The organism is Rugamonas rubra, from assembly GCF_900114705.1.
In the GTDB taxonomy this organism is placed as follows: domain Bacteria; phylum Pseudomonadota; class Gammaproteobacteria; order Burkholderiales; family Burkholderiaceae_D; genus Rugamonas; species Rugamonas rubra.
Genome location: NZ_FOTW01000005.1, coordinates 389,263 through 404,196, shown reverse-complemented (window position 1 = coordinate 404,196; position 14,934 = coordinate 389,263). Strand labels below are relative to the sequence as shown.

12 protein-coding genes and 2 tRNA genes are annotated in these 14,934 nt (G+C 70.9%); 6 read left to right on the top strand and 8 right to left on the bottom strand.

What is annotated here, in order from left to right:
• Nucleotides 1-160 precede the first annotated feature (160 nt).
• Nucleotides 161-2,629, top strand: a complete 2,469-nt coding sequence (locus tag BM252_RS04350; RefSeq protein ID WP_093384097.1) for a penicillin acylase family protein — start codon at nucleotides 161-163, stop codon at nucleotides 2,627-2,629.
• Between the two features lie 129 nt (nucleotides 2,630-2,758).
• The gene (locus BM252_RS04345) at nucleotides 2,759-3,685 is read left to right on the top strand and encodes a sensor domain-containing diguanylate cyclase (RefSeq protein WP_093384095.1); all 927 of its coding nucleotides are present in this window, start codon (nucleotides 2,759-2,761) and stop codon (nucleotides 3,683-3,685) included.
• Here the strand turns inward: BM252_RS04345 and BM252_RS04340 are convergent.
• The 4 genes from BM252_RS04340 to BM252_RS30855 all read right to left on the bottom strand — a co-directional run bounded on the left by BM252_RS04340 (nucleotide 3,682) and on the right by BM252_RS30855 (nucleotide 7,580).
• Entirely contained in the window at nucleotides 3,682-4,932 is a 1,251-nt protein-coding gene (locus BM252_RS04340; RefSeq protein WP_093384093.1) for an acyltransferase family protein, read from the bottom strand. The two genes, BM252_RS04345 and BM252_RS04340, sit on opposite strands and share 4 nt — an antisense overlap.
• 183 nt (nucleotides 4,933-5,115) lie before the next feature.
• A complete protein-coding gene (locus BM252_RS04335; protein ID WP_093384091.1) occupies nucleotides 5,116-5,892 on the bottom strand; it encodes a LytR/AlgR family response regulator transcription factor in 777 nt (258 codons plus the stop codon).
• Nucleotides 5,880-7,088: a sensor histidine kinase gene (locus BM252_RS04330; protein ID WP_093384088.1), complete on the bottom strand. Its 1,209-nt coding sequence runs from the start codon at nucleotides 7,086-7,088 to the stop codon at nucleotides 5,880-5,882. Before BM252_RS04330 ends, BM252_RS04335 begins: the two co-directional genes overlap by 13 nt.
• A gap of 171 nt (nucleotides 7,089-7,259) precedes the next feature.
• A complete protein-coding gene (locus BM252_RS30855) occupies nucleotides 7,260-7,580 on the bottom strand; it encodes a hypothetical protein (RefSeq protein WP_174900410.1) in 321 nt (106 codons plus the stop codon).
• On the opposite strand from BM252_RS30855, the gene BM252_RS04320 reads away from it, so the two are divergent.
• Nucleotides 7,579-8,184 carry a hypothetical protein gene (locus BM252_RS04320; RefSeq protein ID WP_093384083.1) on the top strand — a complete coding sequence of 202 codons (606 nt, stop codon included), beginning with the start codon at nucleotides 7,579-7,581 and terminating at the stop codon, nucleotides 8,182-8,184. The genes BM252_RS30855 and BM252_RS04320 overlap by 2 nt on opposite strands.
• 26 nt (nucleotides 8,185-8,210) lie before the next feature.
• On the opposite strand, the gene BM252_RS04315 is transcribed toward BM252_RS04320, so the two are convergent.
• From BM252_RS04315 to BM252_RS04300, 4 genes are all read right to left on the bottom strand, one after another.
• On the bottom strand, nucleotides 8,211-9,905 hold the full coding sequence (locus tag BM252_RS04315; protein WP_245774077.1) for an ABC transporter permease: 1,695 nt from the start codon (nucleotides 9,903-9,905) through the stop codon (nucleotides 8,211-8,213).
• A gap of 3 nt (nucleotides 9,906-9,908) precedes the next feature.
• Nucleotides 9,909-10,883: an ABC transporter substrate-binding protein gene (locus tag BM252_RS04310; protein ID WP_093384081.1), complete on the bottom strand. Its 975-nt coding sequence runs from the start codon at nucleotides 10,881-10,883 to the stop codon at nucleotides 9,909-9,911.
• Between the two features lie 171 nt (nucleotides 10,884-11,054).
• Nucleotides 11,055-12,119 (bottom strand): ABC transporter ATP-binding protein, encoded by a 1,065-nt coding sequence (locus tag BM252_RS04305; RefSeq protein ID WP_093384079.1) that lies wholly within the window; start codon nucleotides 12,117-12,119, stop codon nucleotides 11,055-11,057.
• A gap of 4 nt (nucleotides 12,120-12,123) precedes the next feature.
• Nucleotides 12,124-13,194, bottom strand: coding sequence for a porin (locus BM252_RS04300; protein ID WP_093384076.1), 1,071 nt, complete (start codon nucleotides 13,192-13,194; stop codon nucleotides 12,124-12,126).
• Between the two features lie 207 nt (nucleotides 13,195-13,401).
• Between BM252_RS04300 and BM252_RS04295 the strand changes: the two genes are divergently transcribed.
• The 3 genes from BM252_RS04295 to BM252_RS04285 all read left to right on the top strand — a co-directional run bounded on the left by BM252_RS04295 (nucleotide 13,402) and on the right by BM252_RS04285 (nucleotide 14,868).
• A tRNA-Gly gene (locus BM252_RS04295) sits at nucleotides 13,402-13,477 on the top strand.
• Between the two features lie 47 nt (nucleotides 13,478-13,524).
• A tRNA-Gly gene (locus tag BM252_RS04290) sits at nucleotides 13,525-13,600 on the top strand.
• 314 nt (nucleotides 13,601-13,914) lie between these two features.
• Nucleotides 13,915-14,868, top strand: a complete 954-nt coding sequence (locus BM252_RS04285; protein WP_093384074.1) for a chemotaxis protein — start codon at nucleotides 13,915-13,917, stop codon at nucleotides 14,866-14,868.
• The last annotated feature ends 66 nt before the right edge of the window (nucleotides 14,869-14,934 follow it).

Genomic DNA, 14,934 nt, shown 5'->3' with positions numbered 1-14,934 from the left:
TAGCGTGCGGCGGCGCGACGCCGGCGCCACACTCTTGACGGTGCCCTGTGGCTGTGAGGTAGATCAATTCTTGCCGATGGGGCAATTTTTCTGGCAATATTGCCGCGCGGGGAGGGGCGTTCGGCGCCGGCCCATCGAATCTATGTCCAACGGGAGTTGCATGCAAGCTAGTCGAATCGGAAGATGGTCCAGGCGCGCCGCGCTGGGCTTGTTGGTGCTGGTGGTGTTGGCGGCGCTGGGCGCGTGGTTGTTCCTGCGCGCCAGCCTGGCCCAGCTCGACGGCACGCGCCGCGTGGCCGGCCTGGACGGCAGCGTCAGCATCGCCCGCGACGCGCTGGGCGTGCCTTTGATCAGCGGCGCCAGCCGCAACGACGTGGCCTACGCTACAGGTTTTGTGCACGCCCAGGAGCGCTACTTCCAGATGGATCTGCTGCGCCGGGTGGCGGCCGGCGAGCTGGCCGAGCTGTTCGGCGAGCGCGCCCTCGCCGCCGACAAGAGCCACCGCCTGCACCGCTTCCGCGCCCGCGCCGAGGCGGCGCTGGCGACCATGCCGGCGGCCGACAAGCTGCTGCTGCGGCGCTACGTCGACGGCGTCAACGCCGGCCTGCAGGGCCTGGCCGCGCGGCCCTTCGAATACGCGCTGAGCGGCGCCGCGCCGCGCCCCTGGGCGATGGCCGACTCGCTGCTGGTGATCTGGGCCATGTACTTCGACCTGCAGGGCGCGCAGGAGGGGCGCGAGCTGGCGCGCGGCTGGCTGGCGCAAAACAGCGACGCGGCGCAGCGCGATTTCCTGACGCCGCACGGCAGCCTGTGGGACGTGCCGCTGGACGCCGCCGCGCCGGCCGGCGCCGAGTCGGCCGCCGAATTGGCCGCCGAGTCTGCCACCATTCCGGCGCGCGCGCCGGCCTGGTGGGGCCGGCCGCTGCCGGCGGCGCCGGCCGGTGGCGTCGGCGCGGCCAGGCTGGCGCAGGCGGCGGCGCCGACGCTGGCCTCGGCCGACTTCGTCGACGCGGTCGGCAGCAACAACTGGGCGCTGGCCGGCAGCCGCACGCGCGACGGCGCCGCGCTGGTCGCCGACGACATGCACCTTGGCATACAGCTGCCCAACACCTGGTACCGCGCCGCGCTGCAGTTCCCCGATGCGCAGGGCCGGCCGCGCCGCGTGGTCGGCGTGACGCTGCCGGGCGCGCCGGTGGTGGTGGTGGGCAGCAACGGCCACGTCGCCTGGGGCTACACCAACAGCTACGCCGACCACCTCGACCTGATCGCCCTGGAGGGCGAGGCGGCGCGGCCCGGCCAGCTGCGCACCCGCGCCGGCTGGGAGACCCCGCGCACGTGGCAGGAGACCATCCTGGTCAAGGGCGCGCCGGCGCAAACGCTGGCGGTGCGCGAAACCTCGCTCGGCCCGCTGCGCGAGGCGCTCGGCCAGACCTACGCGATCCAATGGAGCGCGCACGCGCCGCAGGCGGCCAACCTGAACGCGCGCCGGCTCGAGCTGGTCGACACGCTGGAGCAGGCGCTGGCGCTGGCGCCGACGCTGGGCATCCCGGCGCAGAACCTGGTCGCCGGCGACGCCGAGGGCAACATCGGCTGGACCATCGCCGGGCCGCTGCCGCGCCGCGCCGGCGACGCCGGCCGGGCCGGCTTCCCGCTGGCGCTCGACGAGCCGGCCGGCGAGTGGCGCGGCTGGCTGGCGCCGGCCGAGTATCCGCGCGTGGTCAACCCGGCCGGCGGCCAGCTGTACACCGCCAACAGCCGCCAGCTGGCCGGCGCCGGCGCGGCGCTGCTGGGCGACGGCGGCTTCGACCTGGGCGCGCGGGCGCGCCAGGTGCGCGACGACCTGTCCGCGCTGGGGCCGCGCGCCGACGCGGCCGGGGTCTACGCGGTCGGCCTGGACGACCGCGCCCTGTTCATGGCCGGCTGGCGCGAACGCGCCGTGGCCGCGCTGGACGCGGCCGCCGTGGCCGGCAAGCCGCAGCGGGCCGAGGCGCTGCGCCTGCTCAACAGCAGCTGGAGCGGGCGCGCCAGCGTCGACTCGGTGGGCTACCGCATCGCCCGCGACTACCTGTTCGCGCTGTACGACATCGTCTTCGAGGGCGCCAACGCCGAGCTGGCCCGGCTCGACCCCAAGGCCAACATGGGCGCGGCGAGCCGGCGCTGGCCGGTGCTGCTGGCGCGCCTGCTCGACGAGCGGCCGGCCGGCTGGCTGCCGCCGGCCTACGCCAGCTGGCAGCAGCTGCAACTGGCCGCGCTGGACCGCGTCATCGCCCGGCTGGGCCAGGACGGCCGGCCGCTGGCCGAGGCCAGCTGGGGCGAGCGCAACCGCGCCAGCAGCGCCCATCCCTTCAGCAGCCTGCTGCCGGCGCAGCTGCGCTGGCTGGCCGTGCCGCCCGACATGCTGGCCGGCGACAGCCACATGCCGCGCGTGGCCGGGCCGGCCTTCGGCCAGTCCGAGCGCCTGACGGTGGCGCCGGGGCGCGAGGAGCAGGGCCTGTTCAGCATGCCGGGCGGGCAGAGCGGCCACCCGCTCTCGCCGTACTTCCTGGCCGGCCACGCCGACTGGGTGGCCGGCCGCGCGCTGCCGCTGCTGCCCGGCGCCGCCGCGCACACCTTGACCTTGACGCGCTAGCCCCGCCAACCCCGTCAACCCCGCTAGCCCCGCCGGCCCCGCGCCGTTTGCGGCGGCGGCCGGGATTGGGGGTATCATCGACTCACCGCCGGCCGGGCGCTACGGGCCGGTTTACCGAAAGAGGACGGCATGATCAAGGATTTTGCCAGCGCGTCGCGGCAGACGATGAGGTTTTTGCGGGAGCGCTTCGGCTTTCAATTGTGGATGGTCACCCGCGCCGAGGGCGAGGACTGGATCGTGCTGCACGCCGAGGACCACGGCTACGGCGTGCGCGCCGGCCAGGTGTTGCGCTGGAGCGACTCGTTCTGCTCGCGCATGATGCGCGGCCTGGGGCCGCGCATCGCGCCCGACTGCGGCCGGGTGGCGGTGTACCAGGCGGCGCCGATCGCCCAGCTGGTGAAGATCGGCGCCTACATCGGCGTGCCGCTGACGCGCGCCGACGGCAGCCTGTTCGGCACCCTGTGCGCCTTCGACCCGCAGCCGCAGCCGGAGGCGATCGCGCAGGAGCTGGCGCTGCTCGAACTGATGGCCGGCGTGTTGTCGGCGCTGCTGGCGACCGAGCTGCAGGCGGCCGAGGCGGTCCGCCGCGCCGAGCGGGCCGAGGCCGAGGCCACCCGCGACAGCCTGACCGGCCTGTACAACCGGCGCGGCTGGGACCTGCTGCTGCGGCGCGAGGAGGAGCGCTGCCTGCGCTACGGCCATCCGGCCTGCGTGATCTCGATCGACCTCGACGAGCTGAAACTGACCAACGACCGCGAGGGCCACGCCGCCGGCGACCTGCTGCTGATGCGCACCGGCGAGGCGCTGCGCCAGGTGATCCGCGCCACCGACGTGGCGGCGCGGCTGGGCGGCGACGAGTTCGCCGTGCTGAGCATCGAGTGCGACGACGCCAGCCAGCTGTTGGCGCGGCTGCGCGACAAGCTGGCGGCGGGCGGCGTCAAGGCCTCGACCGGCACGGCGGCGCGGCGCGCCGACCTGAGCCTGCAACAGGCCTTCGAGCAGGCCGACGCGCAGATGTACTTGGCCAAGCGCCAGCGCAAGCAGCAGGGCGGCTAGGTGCCGGCGCGGGCGCCGCGGGCGCCGCCGCTCCAGCCGTCCGGCGCGGCGCTTGGCTTGGCGCCGGTGGCCGCGTCGGCGCGCAGCGCCAGGCCGAACAGGGGCCGCAGCAGGGCGACGCGGCGCACCAGCTCGACCACCGCGAAGCTGATGGCCAGCGTCAGCAGCACCAGGATCAGGCCTTCCAGCAGCGGCGGCAGGCGCACCGGCTTGAGGGCATGGGCCATGGCGACGATCAGCGTCTGGTGCACGATGTAGACCGGGAACACGGCCTGCGTCAGGTAGCGCCGCGCCGGGCTGTCGAATTGCAGGTGGCGGTGGCCGAAGCCGCAGACGGCGGCGATGGCGCTCCACTGCATCAGCGCGTAGACGGCGCGCAGGACCGGGCGCCAGGCCTGCACCTGCGCGCTGGCGGCCAGCGCCTCGGGGATGGCGTAGTAGATCATCAGCGCGGCCCAGCCGCCCAGGGCCAGGGCGAGCGCCGGCCAGCGCGCCCGCTCGAGGCCGGCCCAGAAATCGCGCCGCGTCGCCAGCGCGGCGCCGAGCAGGAACAGCGGGAAGTAGACGGCGTGGTTGTACCAGTCGTCGACCAGGGCGTGGCTCGCCGGGTAGCCGTCGGCCAGGGCGAAGCGGGCGGCGGCCAGCACGGCGGCGGGCAGCGCGATGATGCGCCAGCCGCCGAGCAGACGGGCCAGCGCGGCGCCGGCGCGCTCCTGCAGCGCGGCCGGGGTCGGCTTGGCGAGGGCGGCCAGCAGCAGCGTGTAGACCCACAGGTAGGCGACGAACCACAGATGGTTCCAGGTGGGGAGTTTGAGGCATTCGCCGTCCTTGCAAAAACCCTGGTGGCCGCCGAGGTAGAGCCGCATGAACTCGGCGTAGCCGCCCTGGTAGGACAGCTTTTCCACCACCTCGAAGTAGGACTGCGGCGGCACGATCACCAGCATGCCGAACAGCAGCGGCGGCAGCAGGCGCACGCTGCGCTGGCGCACGAAGGCGCCGGCGCCGAGCTTTTTCAGCAGGTAGGCGGAGGCGACGCCGGAGACCAGGAACAGCAACGCCAGGCGCCAGGGGCCGGACAACATCATGTACGGCTCCAGCGTGTCGCTGGCGTGCGGGCTCTTGACGTGCCAGCCCCAGGTCACGTAGTACATGCCGGTGTGGTAGAGGATCAGCACGAAGAAGGCGCAGATGCGTATCCAGTCGAGGAAGTACTGGCGCTGGCCGGGGGCGGGGGGCAGGGGATGCATGGGCGGCTCCATCGGAATGGGGGAAGCGGCCAGCGTAAGGCGGCGCGGCCGGGCATTCCAGCGCTATGTGGCGAAACGGGTCGGCGGCGGGGCGGGCCGGCGCGGTCCAAGAAGACCCAACGGCGCAACCTGGGGACGGACCCCGAGGGGTCCGTCCCCAGCTCTCCGCCTTTGGGTGGTGTTTTAGCCGCTGGCCCCTTCATTTCCCGGCCCTGCCGGCGGCCGGGCCTGCAGGCGGGCGATGACGTCGGCGCGGTACTGGCGGCTGCAGGGCACGCGGGCGCCGTCGCGCAGCAGCAGCTCGGCGTCGCCCTTGTCGAGCGGTTGGACGCTGGCGATGCGGTCGAGCCGCACGGCGGCGCGGCGGTGGCAGCGCACGAAGCGCTCGCCGAGCCGCTCGACCAGGCCGGCCAGGGTCTGGCGCAGCAGCGGTCGGCCGCTGGCGGTGTGCAGGACGACGTAGTTGTCGGCGCTTTCCAGCCAGCTGATGTCGTCGACCGGCACGACGCGGGTGGCGCCGCGCTCGCTCACCAGCAGCTGGCGCAGCGGCTGGCCGGCCAGCGCGGCCAGGGCCGCGGCCGCAGCGGCGGGCGGGGCGGGCGGCAACGCCAGGCGCCCGCGCAGCCGCTGCAGGGCGCGCCGCAGGCGCTCCTGGTCGTAGGGCTTGAGCAGGTAGTCGACGGCGTTGGCGTCGAAGGCGGGGATGGCGTACTGGTCGTAGGCGGTGACGAAGACCACCAGCGGTGCCGGCGCCGGCAGCGAGGCGGCCAGCTCCAGGCCGCTCACCTCGGGCATCTGGATGTCGAGCAGCAGGGCGTCGGGGGCGAGGCGGGCGACCAGTTCGAGCGCCTCGACGGCGTCGCGCGCCTCGCCGACCAGTTCGACCTCGGGGTGCAGCGCCAGCATGCGGCGCAGACGGTCGCGCGCCGGCCGCTCGTCGTCGACGATCAGCAGGCGCATGGCAGCCTCAGTTCGGCGCGCACGCCGGACGGCGCCAGGGCGCTCAGCGTCAGGCCGGCACGCTCACCGTGCAGCTCAAGCAGGCGCTCGCGCAGGTTGGCCAGGCCGATGCCACCGCCGCCGCCGCCGGCGCCGCAGCCGTCGGCGCGGCTGGCGCCGCCGGCCGCCCCGGCCGGCGACGACGCGGCCCCGGTCGCCTGCGCCGCCGCGACGTCGGCCGCCGCCGACGGTGTTGTTGCGGCGCCGGCCGGCGCCAGCGCGGCCGCCGCAGCAGCGTTGGGCGCCAGCGTGCCGCCGTCGTCGTCCACCCTGAGCACCAGCTGGCCGCCTTCGCGGCTGGCGGCGATGCTGATGCGCACCGGCTGGCGGCGCCGCTCGACGGTGTGTTTGAAGATGTTCTCCAACAGTGGTTGCAGGCTCATCACCGGCACCGGGCAGGCCAGCAGCGTCTCGTCGATGTGCCAGGCGATGCTGACGCGGTCACTGAAGCGTTCGCGCATCAGGCCGGCGTACGCGCGCAGCAGGCGCAGCTCGGTGGCCAGCGGCGCCTCGTGGCGGCCGCTGAGCTCCAAGGTGGCGCGCAGCACGTCGGCCAGTTGGATCAGCATGGTGTCGGCGCGTTCGACGTCCTCGTGCATCAGCGAAGAGATGGTGTTGAGGGCGTTGAACAGGAAGTGCGGCTGCATCTGCTGGGTCAGGCGCAGCAGCTGGGCCTGGCGCAGCGCGCCCTTGGCCCGCTCGGCGCGCAGCTGCTCCTGCAGCAGCGCGTGGTAGGACAGGATGCCGAACAAGACCACGGCGGCGGTGCCGAAGAAGACGCTGATCTTGATGTTCTCGTACAGGAAGGTCTCGGCCCAGGCCTCGTGGTGGTAGGTGTCGCCGGCCAGCGCGTAGACGGCGTGGCGCATGCCGAAGGTGAGCGGCACGAAGGCGATCCAGAAGACCGGCAGCCAGAGGAACTGGCGGCCGAACCAGCGCAGCGGCGTGGCCAGCAGGTGGTCGTGGCGCCGCGTGAAGTGGCGCTGGGCCAGCGTCAACAGCGTGGCGGTGATGCCCGAGGAGGCCGACCACAGCACCGGCTGCCACACTTGGTGGTGGCCCCGGCGCAGGTAGTCCTGCACCTCGGTGGTGATCAACAGCAGCCAGAACAGCACCCAGACGGCGCCGGCGGCAAGTTTGGCGCGTCTGCTCAGCATGGCCGCTTGCCTTGAAAAGAAAGCAAGATGATTGCCGATTCCTAGGTGCTTGTCAAAGGCGGCATCTTTCCCGGCCTGCAAGTCTTGAATTGTTGATAGCCTGGGACGATTCAAGATGGAATGAGCGAATGTAGGACGGCCGCAGGCGGTGCTGCTTGCTAGTTACGAGAATCATCGTATAATCAAGGGAGGCTCAACTTGGGCTACACAACGGCGAAGAAAAAAGTGCTCGCGGCGCTTGTGACGAATAGTTTCGACCATGAACCGCGCAATGGCATTGACGTCAAAAACTTGCTGGCAATGGGGCAGATAAGCTGTGCCGCAGTCGCCGACCTCATCGCGAAGAGCTCGGGACGGGATCACTCCGAAAGCCCGCATCATCAAGTCAAGAGCGTCGTCGTCCATTGCATCAAGGTCCAGGGCTGGTATATCAAGTTTTATTTCCTGGATCCCCGCACGACGTTTATCAGCGTTCATCAGTGAGTCGAACATGAGAATCCAAATCCTGTCCGATGGCGACAAAGGACAAGCTATCTGCGAGAGCTGCGCACGCGTTGTGGCCAGCACGTATAGGTATCGCAACGTGCCCTTTTCAGACGGCAAGGGTATCGCGTCAAACATTTTGGTGGGCGTGTGCGACCAATGCGAGACCGTTGTCGCCATTCCGGCACAATCGACGCCGGCGATTAAGCGTGATCGCCGTGTCGCCAGCCAATCAATCGAGGCGGCGCTGCCGGCGCCATACGTCGACGCTTTGGATTTGGCATGCTTTACGATCGATCCAAACTCCACCGCGGAATTTCGAAAGAAGTTGCTGCTGTTTTATGTGCATAAATTGGCGTCCGGAGAACTGGACATGGCCGTTCTGCGTGCGCGAGAACCTTCGTTCGCGGTGAAAACGGGGACGGTGAAAAGGCGATTGTCGATGAAGGTGTCGGCATATTTGGCCGATGAGTTTAGCCGGTTGGTCAGCGACGCCTCGATGTCCAGAACGGACCTCCTGAAGTCGCTTGTCGTGGAGATCAAACGCCAAATTGTCGATGGCGAAGACGTCAGCATGCTGGGCGAGTTGAGAACGCTGGCCTGTCTTGGCTGAGTAGGCGAGACAGGCATCGCGCCGTGTCAGGCCGCGCCGGCGCGCTCGGCGCGCTGGCGCCACAGGGTCACGGCCAGCATCAGGCCGGTGCTCATCAGGATGGTCACCACGCTCATCGCCATGCCCTTGCCGACCGAGCCCTGCTCGAACTGGCGCCAGATGTACAGCGAGGTGGTCTTGACGCCGGTGGGCGCCAGCAGCAGCGTGGCGACCAGCTCGCGCGAGGCGACGGCGAACACCATCATCATCGCCGCCAGCAGGCTGGGGAAGACCAGCGGCAGCAGCACGCGCAGCAGGGTGCGGCGCAGGTCGGCGCCGTGCACGCGGGCGGCCGCTTCCATGTTGTCGCCGATCTGGGCGAAGGCGGCGCCGGCGTAGCGCACCGGATAGGGCAGCAGCAGGCAGCAGTAGGCCAGCAGCAGGATGGCCCAGGTGTTGTACGGCGTGGCCGGCCACAGCGGCTGGTTCCACGCCAGGATCAGGCCGACGCCGACGACGATGCCGGGCAGGCAGTTGGGCGCCACCGACAGCAGGTCGAGCGCGCGCCGGCCGCGCAGCCGGGTCTTGACCACGCAGTAGGCCACCAGCAGGCCGAGCACGCCGGTCGCCAGCGCGGTGGCCAGCCCCAGGCCGGCGCTGGTGGCCAGCGCCTGCAGGGCGCTGTCGTCGCCGCCGAGGATCTCGGCGAAGTTGGCCAGCGACAGGTTGGCCGGGCGCAGGCCGCCGGACAGGGTGCGCATCAGCGCCGTGGCGACGATGGCGAACAGCGGCGCGGCGGTGGCCACCAGCGCCACCAGCAGGAACACGGCGGCGACCGGCCACTGCCAGGCGCCGAGCTGGCGCGGCGCGACCTCGGTCGGCTTGCCGGTCTGGGTTTCGAAGACCTGCTGGCCGAGCAGGCGGCGCTGCAGCCAGAACACCAGCATGGCCAGCAGCACCAGCACCACCGACAGGGTGGCGGCACCGGGCAGGTCGATCGGCCAGTCGGAGAAGCGCCGCTCGATGCCGGTCACCAGCACGAAGAAGCCGGCGTTGGCGGCCAGCGCGGCCGGCGTGCCGTATTCCTCGATGACCATGGCGAACACCAGCAGCAGGCTGGCGGCGATGCCCGGCGTGGCCAGCGGCAGGGTGATGCGCAGGAAGGCGCGCCACGGCGAGGCGCCGCAGACGCGGCCGACGTCGGCCAGCCGCGAGCCGCTGCTGGCGACGCCGCGCGAGACGGCGAAGTAGACCACCGGGAAGACGTTGAGGGTCATCACGAAGACCACGCCGCCGAACGAGAACAGGAAGGACGACAGGCGCGGGCCGGCGAGCTGCTCGAGGTAGCCGTTCGGCTGCAGCAGGGTGATCCAGCCGAGCGCGGCGATGTAGGGCGGGATCATGAAGGGCACCAGGAACAGTAGGTCCCACAGCGCCTTGAAGGGCAGCTTGAACAGGCCGCGCAGCATGCCCAGCGGGATGCCGACGGCGGCGCTGGCCAGCACCACGCAGGCGCCCAGGCGCAGCGTGTTGCCGGTCAGGGCGAACAGCGCCGGGTCGCCGAACACGCCGGCCAGGTGCGACAGCGGCGCCGCCAGCGAGCCGTTGGCCAGCTGCGGGAACAGCGCCTGCAGCAGGATGAAGGCGAGCGGCAGCGCCACCAGCAGCAGCAGGGCCGCCGTGGTGGCGCCGAACAACAGCGGCGTGCCCAGCGCGGCCAGGCGGGGAAGGGCGGCGCGCACGCTCTACTTGCGGCCGAACAGGGTGGCGAAGCGGTGCAGCGCGGTGGCGCGCGCGGCCAGGCTCTGGCCGGCGTCGAGCTCGGGCAGCAGCTTGATGTCCTTCAGCGCCTGGCGCTTGGCGGCGACGTCCTGGCGCGCCGGGATCAGGTAGGCCTCGGCCACCAGGGCCTGGCCGCGCGGCGAGAGGACGAAGTCGACGAACTTGCGGGCGTCGTCGGCGGCCTTGGACGATTTCAAAATCATCATCGGGCGCGGCGCCACCACGGTGCCGCTTTTCGGGAAGATCACCTCGATGCTCTCGCCGGCCGCCTGGTTGCCCAGCGCGACGTAGTCGACGGCGCCGAACACCACCGCCTTGGCGCCCTGCAGCACCGGGTTCATCGCCTGGGCGTTGGGGCCGGCGATGACCATGCCGTTGGCCTTGAGGGCGCCGAACAACTGCCAGGTCTGCTCGCTCTGGCGGCCCTGCAGGCCCGACAGCAGGTCGAGCGAGGCGCCCGACTGGGCCGGGTCGGGCATGGTGATCTTGTCCTTGTAGGCGGGCTGGGTCAGGTCGCTCCAGTCGCGCGGGCGCGGCGTGCCGCTCTTGCTGTTCCAGACGATCGACAGCACCGACAGGCCCTGCGCCACGTAGGCCGGCTGCTTGAAGCGGGCCGGCACCTGGGCGGCGTTGGGGCTGCTGTAGGCGAGCAGCCAGCCGCGCCGGTCAAGGTCGGCGGCGCTGTCCCAGGAGGCCGAGATGACGACGTCGGCGCGCGGGTTGCCGGCCTCGGCCTGCAGGCGCGCCATGACCTTGCCGGTGTCGGCCTGGAAGACGTCGACGCCGACCCCGCTGGCGCGCTTGAACTCGGCGGCCAGCGTGTCGATCAGCTTGCCGGGGCCGGCGCTGTAGATGGTCAGCGCCGAGGCGGCCGGGGCGGCCAGGGCCAGGGCCAGCGCGGCGGCCAGCGCCAGGCGGGATGGAGGGACGGGTTTCATGTGTTTCCTTTTCACGTGTTCTATGGTTGGGCGGGCAGGGGCCGCCAGCAAGCGGATTCAACAGTCGGGGTCAGTGCCGACAATCGGACAAATGTTGCCTGCCCGACCGGCGTTCCACTTGAGCTCGTGTCCGAATGTCGGCACTGACCCCGGGGTCGGGGGGCGGGGTGCTCAGGCGGCGTGCGGCAGCCAGCGCAGGCGCTGCCAGTCGAAGCCGAGCTCGATCGCCTGGCCCGGCCGCAGCGGCTGGTCGGTGAGCAGCGTCAGGCCGGCGGGGGCGCCGGCGGCGCGCACGGCGGTGTGGTAGCGGCCGTTGCGGTAGCGCTGGCCCAGCACCTCGCCGGGCAGGCCGCCGCCGCCGGCGTGCAGCGTCAGCGCGCTTTGCGGGATCAGCAGGCGCTGCGCCGTCTGGTCGCAGCGCGGCGCCAGCCCCCGGCCGTGCCAGGCGTGGGGGACGGCGTCGCCGGGCAGCAGGGTGCCGAGCTGGAGGAACTCGGCGATGCCGCTGTCGGCCGGCTCGCCCAGCAGCTCGGCCGGGGCGGCCAGCTGGCGTATCCGCCCGCCGCGCATGACGGCGACCCGGTCGGCCAGGGCGAAGGCCTCCTCCTGGTCGTGGGTGACGTAGACGGCGGTGGTGCCCATGGCGCGCAGCAGGGCGCCGATGTCGTGGCACAGGCTGTCGCGCAGGTCGCGGTCGAGGTTCGACAGCGGCTCGTCGAACAGCAGCACCTGCGGCCGCGCGGCGATGGCGCGCGCCAGGGCGACGCGCTGCTGCTGGCCGCCGGACAGGCTGGACGGGTTGCGTTGCTCGTAGCCCTGCAGGCCGACCACGGCCAGCGCCTCGGCCACCCGCGGCGCGCACTGCTTGCGCGGCAGGCCGCGCATCTCCAGCGCGAAGGCGACGTTGCCGCCCACCGTCATGTGCGGCCACAGCGCGTAGTCCTGGAACACCATGCCCAGGCCGCGCGCCTCGGGCGGCAGGAAGCGGCCGTCGCCGGCGACGCGGCGCGCGCCGAAGTCGATGCTGCCGTGGCCGGCGGCCAGCGGCAGCAGGCCGGCGAGCAGCTTGAGCAGGGTGGTCTTGCCGCAGCCGGAGGGGCCGAGCAGGGCCAGCACCTGGCCGGCCTCGAGGTGGAAGTCGATGCCGTCCAACACCAGCTGGTCGGCGTAGCGGTGGCGCAGGGCGGACACGGTGACGGCCGTGCCGGCCGCCGCCGGGCTGGAGTGCTCTGCCATGGCCTTAGAAGCTGTGGCGCAGGCCGGCCATGGTGCCGAACTGGTTCTGGCCGGCGGCGATGTCGACGCCGAAGCCGTTGACGCCCAGGTTGGAGCCGCCGCGGTTGCTGGCGTAGGAGTTGATCAGGTACAGGTCGGTGCGCTTGGACAGCGAGTACTTGACCATGGTGATCACCGACAGCGGGTCCTTGTCCGAGTGCTTGACGTCGGTGCGGTAGAGCGAGGCGCTCAGCTGCAGCGGCGCGCTGACCTGGTAGGCCAGGCCGATCCAGCCCAGGTCGGTGCGCACGCTTGCGGCGCCGACGCCGACGTTGTCCTGTTTGCGCCGCAGGTAGCCGCCCAGCACTTCGGCCGCGCCGACCTTGTAGCGGGCGCCGAAGGTCAGGTGCTCGTCGGTGTTGTTCTCCAGCGCGGCGGTCTGGCCGTGCTTGCGGTCGTAGACCAGGGCGGCGCGCCAGGCGGCGCCGTGGTACTGCAGGCCGGCGCCGAGCTGGCGGCCGGCCTTGCCGTGGCCGGCCAGCTCGCCGCCCTTGCTGCTGTCGTAGCCGGTGCTGTAGTAGACCGACAGGTCGACGGCGTCGAACTTGCCGCTGTACTTGACGGCGTTGTCGATGCGGTCGGAGAAGGCGGCGTCGTGCACCTTGGACGACCAGGTGGCGTTGTCCATGGTGTTGTACTTGCTCATCCAGTCGAGCATCAGGCTGTTCTGCCGGCCCAGCGTCAGCGCGCCCCAGCCGCCCTGCAGGCCGACGTAGGCCTGGCGGCCGAACAGGCGGCCGCCCTGCAGCGCGGCGCCGGTGTCGACGCCGATGCCCGATTCGAGGGCGAAGACGGTCTTCAGGCCGCCGCCCAGGTCCTCCGTGCCGCGCAAGCCCAGGCGCGAGCCGGACAGGTTGCCCGAGCTGAGCCGGGTCAGGTTGGCCTTCGAGCCGGCGATGCTGGCGGAGTGGTTGATGGCTTCGACGCCGCTGTCGATGATGCCGTAGACGGCGACGTTCGACTGGGCGCCGGCGTGGCCGGCGAGGGCCAGCGCGACGGCGGCGGCGGCGGTGCTAACAACGACTCTTGACTGCATTCAATTCCCCTAGATGAAAAAAATCGCCCCGGCTGGCCAGGGCGATCAAACGAGTTGGTCCGGCGACGGGGCGCGCCGCCACAGCGGCGGCGCGCCCAAAACAGCTGGCAGGATAAGGGCGGCATATGTCGCCTTGATGACAGGACGGCGCGATTCGCCACCGCCTTCTGGCGCGAACGGCGCCGTCCTGGCATAATGGGTCTCTCAGCGGGAGTAGCTCAGTTGGTAGAGCGCAACCTTGCCAAGGTTGAGGTCGAGAGTTCGAGCCTCTTCTCCCGCTCCAAGAAATGGCTGATGTTGTAATGGCGTAGTAGAAATAGATGCTCCGATGCGGGAGTAGCTCAGTTGGTAGAGCGCAACCTTGCCAAGGTTGAGGTCGAGAGTTCGAGCCTCTTCTCCCGCTCCAAATTCCAAAGAACCCCGTCGGCCCCGACGCGCAACAGCGCGTGCGGTGTCGGCGGTTTTTTTTCGTCCGGCTTTTCATGTTTGGCGGGAAACTGTTGACAGTTCTTGCAATGTTTCAGGCGCGCGCGGCGGGGAGCGTTGTATATCGCCGCCAAAAGGGGATTGATTCAGGCCAAAACTGGCGTTCCCATAGGCAAAATCGTTATACTGGAAAGGCAATGGAATTATTTCCCGAACAGGGTTTTTCCTATGAGCCGCGCGACGCGCGCGGCCGCCAACCGGTCAATAGTCGTGCCCCAGACGGAGATGAAGCATATGAAATCAGTTCAACAGGAAGTGGACGAACGCAGCAACCTGACCAACTCCAACAAATTCGAGCTGCTGCTGTTCCGCCTCGGCGGCGACGCCAACGGCGAACATTCGGAACTGTTCGGCATCAACGTCTTCAAGATCCGCGAGATCGTCGCCATGCCCGAGGTGACGGCGGTGGCCGGCTCCTCGCCGCACATGCTCGGCGTGGTCAACCTGCGCGGCCAGATCATCACCGTGCTGGACCTGCCGGCCATCGTCGGGGTGATCCCCAAGACGGGCCTGAACATCATGCTGGTGACCGAGTTCGCCCGCACCACCCAGGCCTTCGCCGTCGAGTCGGTCGACGAGATCGTGCGGCTCGACTGGAGCCAGGTGCTGACGGCCGAGGGCACGGCGGGCGGCAAGGTGACCAGCATCGCCCGCCTCGACGGCGACGTCAACAACACCCGCCTGGCCCAGGTGCTCGACGTCGAGACCATCCTGCGCGAGATGGTGCCCAACGAGGGCAAGGACGTCGACCCGGAGACCATCGGCCCGCAGCTGCTGCTCAAGCCGGGCGCGGTGATCCTGGCGGCCGACGACTCGGTGGTGGCGCGCAGCCTGATCGAGAAGGGCCTGACGGCGATGGGCGCCCACTTCATCATGACCAAGTCGGGCAAGGAGGCCTGGGACCGGCTGCAGCACATCGCCGACGGCGCCAAGGCCGAGGGCGTGCCGGTCGAGAACAAGGTGGCGCTGGTGCTGACCGACCTGGAGATGCCGGAGATGGACGGCTTCACGCTGACCCGCCTGATCAAGCAGGACGCCCGCTTCAGCAAGATCCCGGTGGTGATCCACTCCTCGCTGTCGGGCAAGACCAACGAGGACCATGTCAAGGGCGTCGGCGCCGACGCCTACGTCGCCAAGTTCGTCGCCGAGGACCTGGCGGCGACCATCCGCCAGGTGCTCGCCAAGTAGGCCGGCGCGCAGGCGGGCCGGCCGCCCGCGAGGGGGCCGGGGAACGGCGCCGCGAGCGATCGCGGC